We start from the raw sequence: 18537 nt of genomic DNA, 5'->3' as shown, positions 1-18537 counted from the left end.
TAATAAAATGACTAAGAAAACATATAGAATCGGCCAGATAGTACCTAGTTCAAACGTTACTATGGAAACCGAAATACCTGCATTACTACGCTCGCGTGAAACCATTTCTCCTGAACGTTTTACATTCCATTCAAGCCGAATGAGGATGAAAAAAGTAACTAAGGAAGAATTAGAGGCGATGGATGCACAAAGCCTTAAATGTGCTCAGGAACTTTCCGATGCTCGTGTAGACGTTATGGGGTATGCCTGTCTTGTAGCTATTATGAGTATGGGACGTGGCTACCACTGTGTATCTGAAACCAATCTTTACGAAGAAACAGTAAAGAACGATGCCCCTGCTCCTATTGTTACCAGTGCCGGTGCCCTGATTAATGGGCTTAACGTGTTAGGAGCTAAAAAGGTAGCTGTTATTACACCATACATGAAACCACTCACTCAGCTTGTGGTTGATTATATAGAACATCAAGGATTTGAAGTAGTTGACTCAATAGCACTTGAAATTGCTGATAATCTTGAAGTTGCTGCTCAGAATCCAATGAACCTGCTTGATATCTACAAGCGTCTTAATCTTGAAGGTGTAGATGTACTTGTAGTTTCGGCCTGTGTACAAATGCCTTCACTTGAAGCAATCGACGCAATCGAAAAAGAAATAGGTATACCTGTTACATCCGCTGCAGTATGTACTACATATGAAATGCTAAAGAAACTAGGTCTTGATACTAAAGTTCCAATGGGTGGGGCACTCTTAAGCGGAAAATATTAATATCTCAATCCCCTCAAATGAGGGGATTTTTACTTCGCACATTTATAATTATCTGTAAATTCCCAGCGAAAAAATATATGAATCTATTACCTATAAAATATTTTTAAAAAAAAGCAGCTGCAATAAATGCAGCTGCAATAATCAAATATAATAATAGGTATTCGGGGGCGTGCCTAAACTATTTTAACAAATCAGTTATTGTAAAATTGTTATACAAACTTAGCCCTGAAAGCCTGAAAAACGAAATATTTAGCATAGACAAGTAATAGACAAAAACACAAAATGTTAATATTTTTCTTGATACAACCATGCAATGCCACTAAAATATCAACTCAAATAAAAAAATCCCCAATATAAATATATTGGGGATCTAAAAAATATATCATTAATAGCGTTCATTTGTCTCTTCAAAATCCTCATCATCACTTGATATGGATTTATTTTGATCTTCATCAAGATCTATATTGTCATCAAGCAAATAATCATCCTGGTTAAACGCTTCAGAATTTCTACTGTTGCCTCCGAGATCATTCCATTTTCTTTTTCTGCTTTCTGAAGTAAAATCCATCTGGTCTGAATTTATTGTGGGATCACCTTCATGAGTATAGGTTACTCCTTGTTGCTCCATAGCAAGATATTTGTCGGTTTCCTCAATTCCATCAACCGGATGATTTTTTTTAAGATCATTCCTTTCAGAACCTAATGATAAATTTCCAATCTCTTTTTTATTATCTCTATTTTCCTGATGATTTCCCATGATATTTCATTTAAAGTAATAATATAGTACTTATCTCATTGAACTTTAAGAGCATCAGATTGTTCCTTAAAAGGTTCGTAAGCAGTAAGCTACATGATACTTCCTGATTCTCTTCTTTTTCAGCCATAAATTGAGCAGCCGCTTTTTCATAAGAAAGCGCATTATATTCGTTTGCATTTTCAGTATGTATAATAATACGTTCCATATATATAATGTTTTAATGTGGTGTAGCTCTTTTGGATATTCTAAAGTTACTTACTAAAAATGTAATAACAGTATAAGATTGTATTAAATTAAAGCCAATTTCTTTATGCTGCAAGTTTTTTCGGCGAATCGGTATTTTACTGCTGTCAATAACAGATTTACGATAAAATTCACCTGAGGATAACTTTTTCCTTATTCATCAGAATGGTATTTATAAAACATACTGCCTATCATTACACCCAGCCTGTTTTTGTAATCTTCTATCAGCCACTCTCTGTAATTTTTTGTTGTCTTTGCTAATAGTTTGGCATATTGCTTCACACGGTATTCAATATCCGGGTCTAAAAGCCGGGCAAGTTTTCTGGCCTCAGGGACTGAATCAGCATTCTCAATACACATTACTGCATGTTGCTGTATCGATTTATCAATAACAGCCTTAGGTTTATGCCTTTGTTCAGCAGCAAGACGGAATTCTTCTTCAACATCAAAAGATATATCCGTGCTTTTGGCAAACTTTTCTCTTACTTCGTCAGGCATACTATACGTATGATAACTCTCTATCTCAGCATCTGTTCTTATGTTTTCAAGGAATTGTTCGGGATGCCTGAATATATATTGCCAGTCAACCGGATCACTCCATAAGCCAAAACGCTGCGCATTATTTCCAAGGTCAATTACCGTGAATATATCTTTATGAGGCAGTTTACGTGAACCGCGACCGATCATCTGAAAATACAGCGTTAAAGATCTGGTCGCCCTGTTTAATATAATTGCTTCTACTGTAGGCTCGTCAAATCCAGTAGTAAGGATTGAAACAGAAGTAAGAATGGCATCCGGAGTTTTTTTAAACCACGAAAGTATCTTTTTACGTTCCATTTCCGGTGTTTTATTATCAAGGTGTTTAATAGGTAAACCGGCAGCTCTGAAGGTTTCATAAACATAGAGCGAAGTGTTTATACCATTATTAAATATCAATGTCTTTTTTCCCTGGGCACGCGATACGTAAGATTGTAATAGCAAATCCTGCATAGCCGTACGCGAATACAGCTCATCAGAAGAACTAACTGTATAGTCTCCGTTTATTCCGAGCTTAAGCGAGGTAAGCTCAACATCATAACCAAACATTTGAGCATTAGCCAAAAATCCTTTGTTGATTAGTGACTGAATTGGCTCGCCAACAATTAATTCACTATACGTCTCATACATTGGAAGTTCTATATTAGAACTCAAAGGAGTAGCTGTTACCCCCAAAAAAAGTGAATTCTTAAAGTAAGTGAATAGTTTTCGAAATGAGTTATAATGCGCTTCGTCTACAATTACCAATCCCACATAATCCATGTGGAATTTTTTATCCTTAAGACGATTATTAAGGGTTTCAACCATCGCCACATAACAGGAATAATCATTGTTTTCGGGCAGGTCCTTTACATTACTATCAATAATGGTATTCTTAACCCCAAAGCTTTTAAGCATTTGTGAAGTTTGCTTACTTAACTCTATCCTGTGTGTAAGCACAAGCACCTTACGCTGGTATTTTTCAATATAGCGACGGGCGATTTCAGAAAATATGACGGTTTTGCCACCTCCCGTAGGAAGCTGGTATAAAAGGTGGAAGTTATTCGGTTTGCCCTCAAACTTCTCAAATATAGCATCTATATCGTCTTTCTGATAGTGGTACAGCTCTTTCCTGTCCTCAACATTTTCTTCTCTTTCCATGTAGGTATGATAATTCCCAAAAATATGGTATTTACACACATTTATCTGCATAGAAAATCATAATTCTGAGAACTTAAACAAAATTTAATGAAACATTATGAATAGCTATCACGAAATCAATGCTTTAATAAGTAAATTTGATTTGAAGGAAAATAATTATGTACAACTACGATTCCACTTCAATAACCGAAGCCACCGAGATACAGAATTACTTAAGAAACAAGGTTTCTTTGGTAACTGATATCGAAAATATCACAACGATAGCCGCTGGTGATATTTCTCATAATAAAGACACTGATATAGTTTATGCCGGCATTGTAGTTTTGAGTTACCCTGAAATGAAGTTACTGTCCTATTCGCTTGTTTTGGCTAAAACCACTTTCCCTTATGTACCGGGTTATCTTGGTTTTCGGGAAGTTCCAGCCCTATTACAGGCATGGGAACAATTGCCTGAAAAGCCTGACCTTATGATACTGGACGGACAGGGTGTTACACATCCAAGGCGTATAGGTATTGCTTCACACTTTGGGGTTTTAACCAATCATCCCGCGATTGGCTGTGCAAAAAATATGCTATATGGAAACTATAGCCCTTTGGGACTAGAGAAATTTAGCACCAGCCCTATTATTAGCCAAAATGAACATTTAGGCTATGCCGTACGCACAAAAGACAATGTAAAACCTGTTTATATTTCTCCCGGACATAAAGTATCCGTGGAAGACAGTTTAAAATTTATGAAACCCTGCATACTAAAACACAGAATACCAGAACCTACACGTCTCGCTCATGAAAAAGTAAACCTCTTCAGGGTTGGTAAACTAAAAGAGGGCTTTCATACAAATGATATACAGCCCGATTTATTTTCAGGGGTTTAATTATTCAAAGTTATCCCAGACTCTTTCAAACTCCTTACGATTTTCCCAACGTTGCCTGAAAACTTCATCCAGAATCTTTTTGATGCGACCTGTAAAATTATCGTTCATACCATTAGCTGCCACAAATTCAACAGCCTGCTTGTATGAATTAAACATACTCTTATAAAATGTGGAAGAACTGAATTCTTTCCTTTCAGAATATGTTTGCGCAATTTCGATATTGTAAAGCATTACATCGGCTACAACATAAGGGTCTACCCCTATTGTCAAAAAATGCTTTATATATTTTTGTGCTGTAGAGCGGCGTAACTTAGGGCGCTTTCCTTTTACCGGAAAGTATTCATTAGCAATCTTGACCTTAGCTTCCTGTTCGAGCTTATCTTCTTTAGGGTTGAATATAAAATCGTAATACGTTTTTACTTCACTAAACTTTTCATACAATGAAAGCATTTGATCTTCCAATTCTTCTTTTGGCAATGATGCCAGGTACTTTTTTAGGTCGCGTTTACTCATGGTTCTCAAAAATAAGCCTTAATTTTGCTACAAGCAATAAAATCTGAAAAAGAGTATTGAAAAACTAGATAAAGTAGTATTTTTGCAATCCTTTTAAACAAAGTCAAAACTAAATAACTTTTACTGTGGAAAATCCGAGTGCACAAAAACTGATCAACAAAATACAGTTGGACCTTTTTAAGAAAGGCTTCGATGCAGAAACATTAATTGCCGATCTGAAAAAATTACGCGAATATTCCCTTGAAGAGCAAAACCCGGTACTTACTAAGGCACTACGTCTTACTTATGAGCACCTTGAGGCTAACGGAGCTTTTCTTATCCCTATTCCTGATGATGAGCCTGTAGACGAGGAAACAGAATTGGTAACTGATGCTGTAAACGGCAACGAAAACAACCTTGAAAGCCTTGAATACCTTATCTCACTTTTCAGTGATTTGACTAAAAAGAATAATCTTCTGGATCTTAGAGAATACAACAAAGCGTTCCTTGCGTTTTAATCTCTATTAATCGGTTATATAATTTAAAGCTGTTTGTTTTCAAACAGCTTTTTTTTATGTTTTAACAATATTTCGCCTGTTATTTGTTTTTTTGACTAAAGTCTATATCCTACATTTGCACTTTTACTATTAATCTCCCAAGTATGACTCGCTTATTTAAAATCGTTGCCACCCTGGAGGGTGTTTCTCTTTTAGCCTTATTGTTTATTGCCATGCCATTAAAATATGTATGGGACATGCCCGAGTATGTTCGCGTTGTAGGTATGGCTCATGGACTTTTATTTATTGTATACATCATCATTGCCAGTATGCTTAAATCCGAGCTGAAGTGGCCTTTTTCAAAATATTTAATTATTTGCCTGGCTTCAGTTATACCCTTCGGAACATTTTATATTGAATATAAGTATTTCAAAAATATAGAGAACTAAAAATTCATATACAATAAATGGAGCTATTTAATTGGGCAAATAATTTATTGAAAAGTATAGGCTTAGGACATGTTACAGCCATATACATTAATCTGGTAGTTAATCTTATTATCATTGGCATTATAGCCTATGTTATCGACAAGATTGCCAAAAGAGTATTTATTCTTGGCTTTATTATTCTTGCCAGAAGTACAAAAACCTCTTTTGATGATTTTTTGGTACGTAATAAAACCTCAAAATTTATTGCCCACTTAATTCCATTATATTTTATTTATAAAACCGTTCCGGTTGCTTTAAAAGATTTTACCTACTGGGAATACATCTTCTCAAAGGGTATAACCACTTTCATTATTCTCATCAGCCTTTGGACTGCAAGGAGTATCTTCAATGCTTTTGGTGACTATCTTAAGCAGAAACCGGATTACAACGACAAACCTATTGATAGCTACGTACAGGTAGTAATGCTAATACTTTGGATTTTTGGTATAACATCAATCATCCTTATGCTTTTCGATATTAAAATGGAAAGCTTACTGGCTACCTTTGGAGCCATTTCAGCCATTGTTATTATCGTATTCAAAGATACCATCCTTGGAGTTGTAGCAAGTATTCAGGTTACAGTAAACGACATTGTGCGCATAGGTGATTGGATTACGATTGAAAAATTCGGAGCCGATGGCGACGTTATCGAAATCAACCTTGCAACGGTTAAGGTTAAGAACTTCGACAATACCACTACCACAATACCAACTTACAGCCTTATTTCCGATTCATTTAAAAACTGGAGAGGAATGCAAAGCTCGCCGGGAAGAAGGATTAAAAGACACATACTAATTAAGGCTAACAGCGTGCGCTTCCTGCATAAGGAAGAACTGGCCGACCTGAAGAAAATACACCTTGTATCTGCTTATATCGACCAGAGACAACATGATATTGACCGATATAACGAACAAAACGGTATCGATAAATCTCTTTCCATCAACGGACGTAACCTGACTAACCTTGGTATCTTCAGGAAATACATCAACAATTACATTGAAACACATCCCGGAGCTAATAAAGAGATGACCATTATGTGCCGTCACTTGCAGCCAACCGAGAAAGGCATTCCTATCGAAATTTACCTATTTACCTCTGATAAGCGCTGGATAAACCACGAATATATTATGGCCGATATTTTTGACCATATCATTGCTTCAGTGGCCTATTTCGACCTTGAGATATTCGAACTACCTTCAGGCAAAGGGTATATCGACGCCTAAGGTTTAGATATCCTATCCTTAACGTATTCTATTTTTGTTTTTCCGTGAGCAGAAGGACGTCCAAAACTATCCAGATTAACCATAGTGATATTATCAACGGTAATAATCTTTTCGTGTGTCATTTTGTTACGCACTTCTGATTTCAAAACCAGTGAAGTAGTACCAAAACGTACCACATCAATACCAATCTCTACAATATCACCCTGTTTGGCAGAACTCATAAAATTGATCTCCGACATATGTTTTGTTACCACACGCTGATTTTCAAGCTGTATGATAGAATATAGTGCTGCTTCTTCGTCAATCCAGGCCAGCAATTTACCTCCAAATAAAGTTCCGTTAGGGTTAAGATCTTCGGGTTTTACCCATTTTCTTGTGTGAAATCTCATAAGTGATGTTTTTCAAGAGCTAATTGTATGATATCTGCATGGTCAAACGCAAGTTCAGGTAAAGCTGAAACAGCAAACCATTCCGCCTCATCGGCATCATCAGCACCTACTGCCTGAGCATCTGCCTCTGCAAATCCTGAATAGGCTATAGAAACCGTATGACTTCTTGGATCACGCCCGGGTTTACCAAAGGCACCAAGCTGCTCAAGGCTACCCACAACAAGACCAGTTTCTTCAAGCAATTCACGTTTGGCTGCAACAGCCAAATCTTCTCCCTCATCAACAAAACCACCAGGTAAAGCCCATTTCCCTTTAAAAGGCTCATTCTTTCTTTTGATAAGAAGCAACTCGTTTCCTGCATTAGATTTCCTGAATACAACAGCATCAACCGTTACAAATATCTTTGATGTTCTCATACCCCAAAGTTAAGAAAAACCCGACCTCCTTTATGGCAATTTTTAAGTGATTTTATCTATGATTCCATAACAAAACACCCCACTTTTTTTTGCAAAGCAGGGTGTTATATAATTTTTATGGATTTTGTTAGTATGCCAATAGTTCTTGCAACGCCGTTTCAAAACGTTGCTTAGGCAGGTATTGGTCTTCCAGTGCCTTTGTAAACGGAATAGCACTCTCAAGGCTACCCACGCGTTTTACAGGCCCATCAAGGTATTCAAAACAATCTTCCATGATCATGGCTGAGATGTCGCTCGCCACACCACCAAATAAAGTATCTTCCTGAAGTACGATCACCTTACCTGTTTTCTTAACCGATTTGTATATCGTTTCGGTATCAAGTGGCTGAAGCGTTCTTAAATCAATAAGATCTGCTTTTATATGTGGATTCTTATCAAGCGTTTCAAGTGCCCAATGAACACCCGCACCAAAAGTTATAATAGTCACTTCCTCACCTTCTTTAAGCAATGCTGCCTGACCGAAAGGAATTGTGTAGTAATCTTTTGGAACATCCTGATAAATGCTTCTGTATAATGCTTTGTGCTCAAAGAACATTACCGGGTTCGGGTCATTGATAGCAGTAGCCAAAAGACCTTTTGCATCATAAGGGAATGCAGGATAAACCACTTTAAGTCCAGGGGTTTTGGTAAACCATGCCTCATTGGTCTGTGAGTGGAAAGGCCCTGCCTGTACTCCTGCCCCACAAGGCATACGCACTACTACATCGGCGTTTTCCTGCCAACGGTAGTGTACTTTAGCCAAATAATTTACAATCGGGTTAAAGCCAGTTGATACGAAATCGGCAAACTGCATCTCAATAACCGATTTATATCCGTTGATGGAAAGCCCCATACCGGCCGATACAACAGCCGATTCACAGATAGGTGTATTGCGCACACGGTCTTTGCCGAACTCAGCCACAAATCCATCTGTTATCTTAAAGGCACCTCCATATTCGGCAATATCCTGTCCCATTATCACAAGATTCTCATGACGCTCCATTGATTGTTTCAGTCCCTGCGAAATAGCATCAATCATACGAACGTTTTCCTTATCATCTTTTGAAGTAACTTCTTCAAATTGATAGGGTTTATATACATCATTTAATTCTTCACTTAAACTTGCTTCGATAGAAGGTTCGGCAGAAGCTTTTTGATAATTCTCGTCAATTTCTTTCTTCAGTTCCGCTCTTAAAGCTTCGTCATGTTCTTCGGTAAGTACACCTTCTTCTTTAAGATATTTTCTATAATTATCTACCGGATCTTTGATAGCCCACATATCCATCAATTCCTGAGGAACGTATTTGGTGCCACTCGCCTCTTCGTGACCACGCATCCTGAAGGTTTTGAACTCCAGTAATACCGGACGTGGATTTTCACGTAGTGAAGCTACAATATCAGTCAGTTTAGTAAATACTTCAAGAATATTGTTACCATCAATAATATGCGATTCCATTCCGAAACCTACCCCTTTATCGGCAATGTTTTCGCAACGGTATTGCTCGTTCGTAGGAGTCGAAAGTCCATAACCATTATTCTCAACGATAAACAATACCGGTAGCTCCCACACAGCTGCAATATTAAGCGCCTCATGGAAATCACCTTCAGAAGTAGCTCCTTCACCGGTAAATACGGCAGTAACTTTCTTCTCATCCCTTAGCTTATGCGCTAAAGCAATACCATCAGCCACACCCAATTGCGGACCAAGGTGCGATATCATACCAATAATCTTATATTCCTGCGTACCAAAGTGGAAAGAACGGTCACGGCCCTTGGTAAAACCATTAGCTTTACCCTGCCATTGCGAGAACAGTCTGTACAAGGGAATATCACGACCTGTAAACACACCAAGGTTACGGTGCATAGGCAGGATGTATTCGTCTTTATCCAGAACAGCGGTAACACCTACAGAGATAGCCTCCTGCCCGATACCGGAAAACCATTTGGATACTTTGCCCTGACGGATAAGAATGAGCATTTTCTCTTCGATCAGTCTTGGCTTTATTAATTTCTTATATAAATCGAGTAATTGTTCGTTGGTTAATTGTTTTCTATCGAAATTCATTGTGATTTTTGAATAATCATTAAACGCACCCAAATGTAATAAAATAACAGGATGTAAATAAAATGTTAGGAAAATTTATTTAAAAAGCCTTCTGAATAATTTAGTAAACCAAATAATAATTGTTAATAATTTTGTTAACAAAAAACATAAACAACTAATATTCAAAAAAATATCGTTCGTAATTTAGTGTTTCACCCCCATATAAATGTTATTTGACTTATGAAAGAGATTAAAAAGACTACTGTCAGACCTAAAAAAGTTCACGAAAATCCAAGATTTTCAGTAAATAAATTAGGTGAATACTTAACTGCTACACCTGCGAGGAGAAAAAGACTTATTGAAGATCAAAAGTATCCAAACACATTTATTACTTCTGTGTATAAAATAGCAAGAGAGGCTATAATTCGCTACATCATTAAAGATTATGATGAATCAATATTAGATAAGGCTGTAGCTGAAATTAAAGCTTCTGTTTCTATCACCGACCAGGATAGAGACAATTCTCTGTTAATTCTTAAACTAATTCGAAAGCATTCTTTACCTGATTTGAGTTCCTATAAAAAAACAAAATATCAGCTTAAAAATGGAAATCTAAGTATAAAAGGATTAAAAGTCAGTATTTCTCCTGATATAATCTTAAGAAAAGGAAACAAAGTCGGATGCATTAAGATACATATTATCAAAACGGAAAGCCAACGCTTAGATACTGAAGCTGGTTTAGCTGTAAGCACACTTCTTCATCAATATATAGGATCTAATATTATTGATGAAGATGAAAAAGTGGATCCAAAAACTTGTATTTCATTCGACTGCTTTAATAATTCGTATGAAACCGCTCCTTCTGCAATCAAGCGACGAATGGGAAATATTGAAGCAGCCTGTGAAGAAATTGTATTAAGATGGGATTCAGTGTAAGTCTTACTATCATGACAATCCTTACACAATGTTTGAAAATTATTCAGATCACACGCTCCACCTCCTAAATGAATTGGAAGTATGTGATCTGCTTCCCAGTTCTGTGTAAGTACACCGCAGATTCGACAATAACCTTGATCTCTTTCATACAGCAATTGTCTTATTGTAAAATTATCACCTTTAATAATCAAAAAAGTCCTCAAGGCATATTCCTGACAACTTACAGATGCCCACCTTTTTTTTCTTCCAGTTAAGACAACTTGACAACCACACGCACATAGACTATCTTTTCTTTCTGGAAAAAGATCTATAAGCCTAAGCCCTACTTGGTACCTTTTTTTGTTATTTATCTTACTCAAAACTTAATACTTTCATTGTAAAACTACAATACAATATGTAAACCACAAAATTCTTGATTCGCTAAGTTTTCAAAAATTAATATTGAGTTTTCCCTACCTTTGAATTTTGCAACAAAATTCAAAGTCATGAATATTGAGAACAAAACTCTTGAGGATTTCTATAAAGAGGCAGCCATTTTTACCGGAAGGGAAATTGACACACTGCTACCTCCGGGCATAACCAAAGAGATAGGCCACTTCAACATATTTGATATTGCAGACACCATTCGTGAAGTAAAGCGTAAGAACCAAATGCCGTATAACCGTAGGGCGTATTACAAGATAAGCCTTATCCGAGGCAGGAACCGTGCTGAATATGCCGATAAGGTAATTGATGTTCAAAAGAATGCATTATTATTTGCAACCCCTAAAGTCCCGTACCATTGGGTACCTCAGGACGATAATCAGTCGGGATCGTTTATTGTATTCACCGATGATTTCATGATAAAGAACAAAAGCGGCGTAATGCTGGATGAACTTCCTATCTTCAGATCGGGAGGCTATCCTGTATTTGAAATTTCCGATGAAGAAGCTGATGAGATTGAACTTACCTTCAAAAAAATGAAGAAAGAGATTGCTTCGGATTACGAATTCAAATATGACCTGCTACGCAATTACGTACTGGAACTCATTCATTACGGACAAAAACTACAACCGGCAACTACCATACAGTCAACACATAATGCCTCTCAACGTATTATAGCGTTGTTTATAGAATTACTCGAACGTCAGTTCCCTATTGAGTCTACTTCCCAAAAGCTGATACTGCGTTCGGCTAAAGAGTATGCCGACAGGTTGGCGGTACACGTTAACCACCTTAATAAGGTACTTAAAGAAAACACAGGCAAGACTACTACCGAGATCATAACAGGACGTATGATACAAGAAGCCAAGATATTACTCAAACAAACCGACTGGAATGTCTCTGAAATCGCCTATAGTCTGGGCTTTGACGAAGTAGCACATTTCTCTAACTTCTTTAAAAAACAGACAGAAATGGCTCCGTTAGCCTACCGGATATAATTGAGATTTGAATTTTGCAAATCAGGGATTGTAATTTGCAAACACCCGCCTCCCCTTCTTACCGAACTTTGTACCATCAATTAATAACAAGAATTATATAAAAATGGAAACAAGAAAAAATAAGATTGCATTAGTAACCGGCGGAAGCCGCGGACTAGGTAGGGATATGGCTATTTCCCTTGCTAAAAAAGGCCTTGACGTAATATTTACCTATAACAGCAACAAAGCTGCAGCTGACGAAGTGGTTGCCGAAATTCAGTCATTAGGGCAAAAAGCCATTGCTTATCAGCTTGACACTTCTAAACCTGCTGAATTTGACAGCTTTTTAAGCGAGGTTGGTTCACATCTTAAGGAACATACCGGAAGTTCAAACTTTGACTTCCTTATCAACAATGCAGGTACAGCGCTTTATGCTCCATTTGCCGAAACTACCGAAGAACAACTGGACGATATGATAAACATCCATTATAAAGGTGTTTACATGCTTACCCAAAAAGCATTAAACTATTTGAATGATGGCGGTGGTATAGTAAACATTTCTTCAGGTCTTGCTCGTTTCACACAACCGGGATCATCTGCCTATGGCGCAATGAAATCGGCCGTTGAATCACTTACCCGTTACCTTGCAAGAGAACTTGGCCCAAGAGGTATCAGGGCTAATGTAGTGGCTCCGGGACCTATCGCAACAGACTTTGGCGGTGGCCGTGTGAGAGACACAAAAGAAATCAACGACTTCCTGTCAAGCATCACTCCATTGGGCCGTGTTGGCCTTGCCGACGATATTGGAGGTGTAGTAGCCTTTTTATGTACTGATGACGCCAAATGGGTTAACGGACAACGTATTGAAGCATCAGGAGGTATTTTTATATAATCCCCCAACAAAAGGCTCTGAATACTCAGGGCCTTTTTTATAGCATTCAACATAACATTCTCTTAACCGCGAATAAAAATTAATGGCTACTTTTGCTGTCATAAAATGACCATTTATCCATGCAAAATATACCAAGCGTAGATTTACGCGATTTTCTGTCAGGAGACGAACAACGCAAACAAAAATTTGTAAATGAGATTGGTAAAGCCTATGAAGAAATTGGCTTTGTAGCACTAAAAGGCCACTTTCTTGATGATGCTCTTGTAGATTCGCTTTACAGCGAAGTACAGCAGTTTTTCAGCTTACCATCGGAAGTTAAAGACAAATACGAGATTCCGGGAATTGGCGGGCAACGTGGATATGTTTCTTTCGGTAAAGAAAAAGCAAAAGGACATACAGCAGGCGACCTAAAGGAGTTCTGGCATTTCGGGCAATACCTGTCTGAGGATTCAACCTATAACGGGCATCCGCATTACCATGATAATGTAGAGGTTACCGAACTCCCTAATTTCAACCCTACAGGGAAAGAAGCCTACAAAATGCTTGAAAAGACCGGTGTTTACGTATTAAGGGCTTTGGCAATATATCTTGGACTTGACGAATATTATTTTGATAACTATGTAGGAGAAGGCAATAGCATTCTTCGCCCTATCCATTACCCTCCTATCACTCAGGAACCAAAAGATGCTGTACGTGCAGCAGCTCATGGTGACATCAACCTTATTACATTACTAATGGGTGCTCAGGGACGTGGTTTACAGGTACAGAACCATGACGGAGAATGGATCGACGCTATCGCAGAACCTGATGAACTGGTTATTAATGTTGGCGATATGCTGTCACGTCATACCAACAATAAACTAAAATCGACAATCCACAGGGTTGTAAACCCACCAAGGGATCTATGGGGTACGTCACGCTACTCTATCCCGTTCTTTATGCACCCGGTAGCAGAAATGAAACTGAACTGCCTTGAAAACTGTATCAGCGAAGAGCAACCGAAGCTTTACGAAGATATTACCGCCGGTGATTTCCTTTACGAACGACTGGTAGAATTAGGGCTTATCAAAAAATAAAATAATTTGATCCATATTAAGAGCATCAGGCAATAGTCTGATGCTTTTTTATTTTTACTTTTGGGATATGAAAAAACTCCTTTTTGCGACAGTTTTACTATCAATACTTCTAACATCCTGCGGTACTGAAAAAGAATTTATCATAGACCGTTTTAAAGATTTTCCTGAAGAGATTGACGGTTGTGCCTGTTATTTTTCAGCCAACAAAGAGGATTTCATTAAAGGCGAATATATTTATGCAGATACTTATCACAACCATGCATACATCAGCATCAATGGAAAAATGATGCAGTTCAAGTTAAAAAGCTACACTGATGCTGCAGAAGGATATTGGGTAAAGATATATACTAACGACGATTATGAAGTGACAGTTGACAGTGAAGAAGTATTACAAAAGAACAATACATGGCTTCAAAAAGGACGAATAGCTGTTAAATCGAAGGGGAAAACAATAATTAAAGAAACAATTTACGGCGAATGCGGATGTTAATGCATTTGTTTACATAAATACTATTATGGCAAAGAAATTAAGCAGTTTAGACGATTTAGGTGGGTTTGTTTTTTCTACCAATAAAGACTTTGAATTCGAATCAAATGATGAGCAGCAGGAAAAAATTCCAAACAACCAGCAAAAACTCGAGGCTCATCTGGATAAAAAGAACCGAGGCGGAAAAGTAGCAACCATCATAAAAGGGTTTGAAGGTAATGACGACGACCTGAAAGCTTTAGCTAAACAACTAAAAACGCTTTGCGGCGTAGGTGGCGCAGCCAAAGATGGCGAAATCATAATTCAGGGGAATTTTCGAGATAAGATCATGGATTTCCTGACGAAAGAAGGCTACAAAGTAAAAAGAGTTGGCGGATAAGCTACTCCGATAATATATTACGCCCGTTGGCATACTCTGATGGGCGTTGTCCTAACATCTTATAAAAGATATTACTAAAGGTAGGTAAGCTATTATAGCCTACAGCCAAAGCCACCTCGCTTACCGGCATAGATTTATCCTGAAGTAGCTCTACAGCTCTCAGCATTCTCGAAATAGTAAAGAATTGCATAAAAGACATACCTAAATCCTTTACAAACAGACGATGCAGTGTACGGGTACTCAAACCAAATCTTTTCGCTAAATCCTCAAAAGAAATAGCATCGCCAATATGTGAAGCTATATAATCAGTTATTTTTATAAGCCTTGCATCTTTCGCCAAAGGCAACGAAAGTGAAAGGTTTTTACCCGAAATATCGGGCAGCAAAACCTTTAAAGCCTTTGCTACTATATAATTCCTGCTCCCTTTGTACAGATCTCCCTTCCAGCGATTAGTAAACAACAGAAGATTCAAGAGAAGATCATTAACCGGATAAATACCCTCTTCCTCATAAAAAGCAACATCCTTTTTTTCAACAGGAAAATATAAATTCCGCATCATTACATCCTCAGAATTGGGATGAATACTATGCTTTACCCCCGGCGGAATCCACATATAATGCCTGGCAGGAAGAAAATAGGTGCTTATATCTGTCTTTACATAAGCTATACCACCTTCAACATACAGAAACTGAGCCTTGTTATGATAGTGCTGCGGAATGAGAAGCTCACCCATCAAATCATGATGACAATAAATACTATCTGAATGCTTATCAACCTCCGTTAAGTAATATCTGTCCGTAGCCATACACCCTAATGTCTTAAATGAATAAACAATTGTCTTTTACAAATATACAGCCATTAAAACCTTTTTGTAACATTGCCTTGACAATTTGCAAAAATTAAATTATAGATATATTTTTTTAAACTATAATCAATTTTTTCAGTAAAAATAATGAATTATGGAAATTGAAAGAATAAAATTTGAAGGCTATAAAAATAGTATAATAACAGCAGATGAGGCCGCTTTATTATTTGAAAACGGCATGACTGTTGGTTCTAGCGGATTCACTAAGGCCGGTGACAGTAAAGCGGTTTTACCAGCTTTTGCAGCCCGGGCAGCAAATGAAGAAATAGCCATCACCTTAATAACAGGAGCTTCTTTAGGCCATACTACCGACAGTGATCTTGCCGATGCAAATGCACTATATAAAAGAATGCCATTTCAGGTAGACCCTGTATTGAGAAAAAAAATAAATGACGGGTCAATCTTATTTATTGACCAACACCTAAGTGAAACCGCTGAGCTCTTAAATAATAAGCATCTTCCTAAAATAGATCTTGCAATTATTGAAGCTTCATCCATAGACGAAAATGGCAATATCATCCCCACTACTTCAATTGGAAACTCAGCTACATTTGCAAAACTTGCCGGCAAAGTAATAATAGAGATAAACACTTCTATTCCTAATAATTTCAATGGGATACACGATATATTTATTCCTGAAAATTATCCAGAAAGAGACATTATCCCGATTACCAAACCAGATTCAAGAATTGGTAAAGGATATATAGAGGTCGATCCGGAAAAGGTAGTTGGAATTGTATTTACAGAACTTCCTGACAGTCCAGCTCAGGTTACTTCAATAGATGAAAAAACCGCCGCTATAGCAAATCATCTTATTCACTTTTTTGAAGTAGAAGTAGCTTCAGGACGTCTGACAGACTCACTTCTACCGCTTCAGGCAGGTATAGGAAAAGTAGCCAATGCTGTTTTGTCCGGTTTTTCAAAAGGCAACTTTAAGAACCTTACAATGTACTCCGAAGTACTACAGGATAGCACATTTGAACTTATAGACTCAGGAAAAATGGATTTTGCTTCAGCATCATCAATTACAGTATCAAAAGCATGTTATGAACATTTGATGCAAAACTTTGAGAACTATAAAGACAAAATCATTCTCCGCCCTCAAAACATCAGTAATGCCCCTGAAGTTATCCGAAGATTAGGAATTATAGCTATCAATACAGCCATAGAATTTGATATCTACGGTAACGTAAACTCTACGCACATTAGTGGCTCAAAAATGATGAATGGCATTGGAGGGTCGGGTGATTTTGCAAGAAATGCCTATTTGAGCATATTTGTTACCCCTTCTGTTTCAAAAGAAAACAATGCCATTTCGCACATCCTGCCTATGGTTTCACATGTTGATCATACAGAACACGATGTGGATATACTGGTTACAGAAAACGGCCTTGCCGATTTAAGAGGACTTGCCCCAAGAGAAAGAGCAATTCAGATAATTCAGAATTGCGTTCATCCTGACTACAAAGAACAGCTTCAAAGTTATTATGAGCGGGCTCGCCTAAGAGGCGGACACACTCCTCATTTACTTGAAGAGGCTTTTTCATGGCATATAAACTACAGCAATAGCGGAACAATGAAAAATCCTGTTTCTGTAGAACACCGATAAGTTTCCCCATTTGTATTGTTGCAAAGATCCCTAAGCTGTTACTATAGTTTAGGGATTTTTTATGATGGTAAAAGTTTTGAGGCGACTAATTCTATTATTACCTTTATCCCTTAAAGCTTTGACAAATGACAAAACTCAAAATAGCCGGTGTTCCTGAACATTTTAACCTACCCTGGCATCTATCTATAGAAAATGGTGATTTCTCTAAAAAAGGTATTGATTTGCAGTGGACAGATGTACCTGAGGGGACAGGCAAACTTTGCCAGATGCTTCGGGATGGCAGTACTGATATTGCAGTCATTCTTACAGAAGGCATAATAAAAGATATTACTGCCGGTAACGACTCCAAAATCGTGCAGGTTTTTGTTGATTCTCCATTGATATGGGGAATTCACGTAGCATCAGGCTCAAAACATGAAAAACTTTCCGATGTTGAACACGGAAAAGTAGCTATTAGCCGTTTGGGATCGGGATCACATTTAATGGCTATTGTAAATGCTAAAAATGAAGGCTGGGACACAAAAAGTTTGCAATATGAAATCATAAACACGCTTAATGGTGCCATCGAAGGTCTTACTGAAGGACGTGCCGACTATTTTATGTGGGAACATTTCATGACCAAACCCATCGTAGACAAAGGTATCTTCAGAAGAATTGGCGACTGTCCTACTCCATGGCCATGCTTTGTAATTGCCGTACGCAATGAGGTCCTGAATAATAATCCGGAAGCCATTGTGCAGTTATTACAGGTAATAAACAATAAAACTACTAGCTTTAAAGAGATTCCAAATATTGACCAGACGCTTGCTGAGCGCTATCATCAAAAAATTGAAGATATCAGGGAGTGGCTAAAAATAACTGAATGGTCTCAAAAGAAACTTGAAGAAAATACGTTTGACAAAGTACAAAACCAACTTTTTGAACTAGACATCATAAACAACAAAATTGCATTTGAAACCGCTGTACAATAAAGCTTTATGTTTTATTTAC

General features: G+C 37.5%; 21 protein-coding genes and 1 pseudogene. 13 read left to right on the top strand and 9 right to left on the bottom strand.

What is annotated here, in order from left to right:
• Window positions 1-7 precede the first annotated feature (7 nt).
• Window positions 8-763, top strand: a complete 756-nt coding sequence (locus ACFSR3_RS12295) for a maleate cis-trans isomerase family protein (RefSeq protein WP_379821299.1) — start codon at window positions 8-10, stop codon at window positions 761-763.
• Between the two features lie 385 nt (window positions 764-1148).
• Here ACFSR3_RS12295 and ACFSR3_RS12290 read toward each other — a convergent pair whose 3' ends face one another.
• The 3 genes from ACFSR3_RS12290 to ACFSR3_RS12280 all read right to left on the bottom strand — a co-directional run bounded on the left by ACFSR3_RS12290 (window position 1149) and on the right by ACFSR3_RS12280 (window position 3440).
• Window positions 1149-1520: a hypothetical protein gene (locus ACFSR3_RS12290; RefSeq protein WP_379821297.1), complete on the bottom strand. Its 372-nt coding sequence runs from the start codon at window positions 1518-1520 to the stop codon at window positions 1149-1151.
• Window positions 1521-1530: 10 nt separating this feature from the next.
• A complete protein-coding gene (locus ACFSR3_RS12285; protein ID WP_379821296.1) occupies window positions 1531-1725 on the bottom strand; it encodes a hypothetical protein in 195 nt (64 codons plus the stop codon).
• A gap of 191 nt (window positions 1726-1916) precedes the next feature.
• On the bottom strand, window positions 1917-3440 hold the full coding sequence (locus ACFSR3_RS12280; RefSeq protein ID WP_379821294.1) for a DEAD/DEAH box helicase: 1524 nt from the start codon (window positions 3438-3440) through the stop codon (window positions 1917-1919).
• Between the two features lie 158 nt (window positions 3441-3598).
• Here ACFSR3_RS12280 and nfi point away from each other — a divergent pair, with 158 nt between their 5' ends.
• Complete coding sequence (nfi, locus tag ACFSR3_RS12275; RefSeq protein WP_379821292.1) at window positions 3599-4315, top strand: deoxyribonuclease V; 717 nt, start codon at window positions 3599-3601, stop codon at window positions 4313-4315.
• Here the strand turns inward: nfi and ACFSR3_RS12270 are convergent, their stop codons facing one another.
• Window positions 4316-4828: a DUF6155 family protein gene (locus ACFSR3_RS12270; protein ID WP_379821291.1), complete on the bottom strand. Its 513-nt coding sequence runs from the start codon at window positions 4826-4828 to the stop codon at window positions 4316-4318.
• A 125-nt stretch (window positions 4829-4953) separates the two neighbouring features.
• On the opposite strand from ACFSR3_RS12270, the gene ACFSR3_RS12265 reads away from it, so the two are divergent.
• The 3 genes from ACFSR3_RS12265 to ACFSR3_RS12255 all read left to right on the top strand — a co-directional run bounded on the left by ACFSR3_RS12265 (window position 4954) and on the right by ACFSR3_RS12255 (window position 7015).
• On the top strand, window positions 4954-5325 hold the full coding sequence (locus ACFSR3_RS12265) for a hypothetical protein (protein WP_114756621.1): 372 nt from the start codon (window positions 4954-4956) through the stop codon (window positions 5323-5325).
• Between the two features lie 143 nt (window positions 5326-5468).
• The gene (locus tag ACFSR3_RS12260; protein ID WP_379821289.1) at window positions 5469-5753 is read left to right on the top strand and encodes a DUF3817 domain-containing protein; all 285 of its coding nucleotides are present in this window, start codon (window positions 5469-5471) and stop codon (window positions 5751-5753) included.
• 17 nt (window positions 5754-5770) lie between these two features.
• Entirely contained in the window at window positions 5771-7015 is a 1245-nt protein-coding gene (locus ACFSR3_RS12255) for a mechanosensitive ion channel family protein (protein WP_379821286.1), read from the top strand.
• Here the strand turns inward: ACFSR3_RS12255 and ACFSR3_RS12250 are convergent.
• The 3 genes from ACFSR3_RS12250 to ACFSR3_RS12240 form a co-directional block, all read right to left on the bottom strand.
• The gene (locus tag ACFSR3_RS12250) at window positions 7012-7404 is read right to left on the bottom strand and encodes an acyl-CoA thioesterase (protein WP_114756618.1); all 393 of its coding nucleotides are present in this window, start codon (window positions 7402-7404) and stop codon (window positions 7012-7014) included. The genes ACFSR3_RS12255 and ACFSR3_RS12250 overlap by 4 nt on opposite strands.
• Window positions 7401-7820, bottom strand: a complete 420-nt coding sequence (locus ACFSR3_RS12245; protein WP_379821284.1) for an NUDIX domain-containing protein — start codon at window positions 7818-7820, stop codon at window positions 7401-7403. The genes ACFSR3_RS12250 and ACFSR3_RS12245 overlap by 4 nt, the downstream gene beginning before the upstream one ends.
• Window positions 7821-7947: 127 nt before the next feature.
• A complete protein-coding gene (locus tag ACFSR3_RS12240) occupies window positions 7948-9924 on the bottom strand; it encodes an alpha-ketoacid dehydrogenase subunit alpha/beta (RefSeq protein WP_379821282.1) in 1977 nt (658 codons plus the stop codon).
• Between the two features lie 219 nt (window positions 9925-10143).
• Here ACFSR3_RS12240 and ACFSR3_RS12235 point away from each other — a divergent pair, with 219 nt between their 5' ends.
• The gene (locus tag ACFSR3_RS12235; RefSeq protein WP_379821608.1) at window positions 10144-10839 is read left to right on the top strand and encodes a hypothetical protein; all 696 of its coding nucleotides are present in this window, start codon (window positions 10144-10146) and stop codon (window positions 10837-10839) included.
• An 11-nt stretch (window positions 10840-10850) separates the two neighbouring features.
• On the opposite strand, the pseudogene ACFSR3_RS12230 reads toward ACFSR3_RS12235, so the two are convergent.
• A pseudogene (locus ACFSR3_RS12230) lies at window positions 10851-10994 on the bottom strand (HNH endonuclease); the annotation flags it as partial.
• Between the two features lie 330 nt (window positions 10995-11324).
• Here ACFSR3_RS12230 and ACFSR3_RS12225 point away from each other — a divergent pair.
• The 5 genes from ACFSR3_RS12225 to ACFSR3_RS12205 all read left to right on the top strand — a co-directional run bounded on the left by ACFSR3_RS12225 (window position 11325) and on the right by ACFSR3_RS12205 (window position 15073).
• A complete protein-coding gene (locus tag ACFSR3_RS12225; RefSeq protein ID WP_379821280.1) occupies window positions 11325-12260 on the top strand; it encodes a helix-turn-helix domain-containing protein in 936 nt (311 codons plus the stop codon).
• Between the two features lie 103 nt (window positions 12261-12363).
• Entirely contained in the window at window positions 12364-13131 is a 768-nt protein-coding gene (locus ACFSR3_RS12220; protein ID WP_169519160.1) for an SDR family oxidoreductase, read from the top strand.
• 119 nt (window positions 13132-13250) lie between these two features.
• Entirely contained in the window at window positions 13251-14207 is a 957-nt protein-coding gene (locus ACFSR3_RS12215; protein WP_379821278.1) for an isopenicillin N synthase family dioxygenase, read from the top strand.
• A 67-nt stretch (window positions 14208-14274) separates the two neighbouring features.
• Window positions 14275-14697, top strand: coding sequence for a hypothetical protein (locus ACFSR3_RS12210; protein ID WP_379821275.1), 423 nt, complete (start codon window positions 14275-14277; stop codon window positions 14695-14697).
• 25 nt (window positions 14698-14722) lie between these two features.
• On the top strand, window positions 14723-15073 hold the full coding sequence (locus ACFSR3_RS12205; RefSeq protein ID WP_379821273.1) for a translation initiation factor: 351 nt from the start codon (window positions 14723-14725) through the stop codon (window positions 15071-15073).
• Window position 15074: 1 nt separating this feature from the next.
• Here ACFSR3_RS12205 and ACFSR3_RS12200 read toward each other — a convergent pair whose 3' ends face one another.
• Window positions 15075-15878 (bottom strand): helix-turn-helix domain-containing protein, encoded by an 804-nt coding sequence (locus ACFSR3_RS12200; RefSeq protein ID WP_379821271.1) that lies wholly within the window; start codon window positions 15876-15878, stop codon window positions 15075-15077.
• Between the two features lie 154 nt (window positions 15879-16032).
• Here ACFSR3_RS12200 and ACFSR3_RS12195 point away from each other — a divergent pair, with 154 nt between their 5' ends.
• Both ACFSR3_RS12195 and ACFSR3_RS12190 read left to right on the top strand, forming a co-directional pair.
• Entirely contained in the window at window positions 16033-17547 is a 1515-nt protein-coding gene (locus ACFSR3_RS12195; RefSeq protein ID WP_379821269.1) for a succinate CoA transferase, read from the top strand.
• Between the two features lie 125 nt (window positions 17548-17672).
• Window positions 17673-18518 carry a substrate-binding domain-containing protein gene (locus ACFSR3_RS12190; RefSeq protein ID WP_379821267.1) on the top strand — a complete coding sequence of 282 codons (846 nt, stop codon included), beginning with the start codon at window positions 17673-17675 and terminating at the stop codon, window positions 18516-18518.
• Window positions 18519-18537 lie beyond the last annotated feature (19 nt).

This window comes from Flavobacterium suzhouense, from assembly GCF_042684765.1.
Lineage (GTDB): Bacteria > Bacteroidota > Bacteroidia > Flavobacteriales > Flavobacteriaceae > Flavobacterium > Flavobacterium suzhouense.
This window is presented reverse-complemented; position numbering and strand designations above follow the sequence as displayed.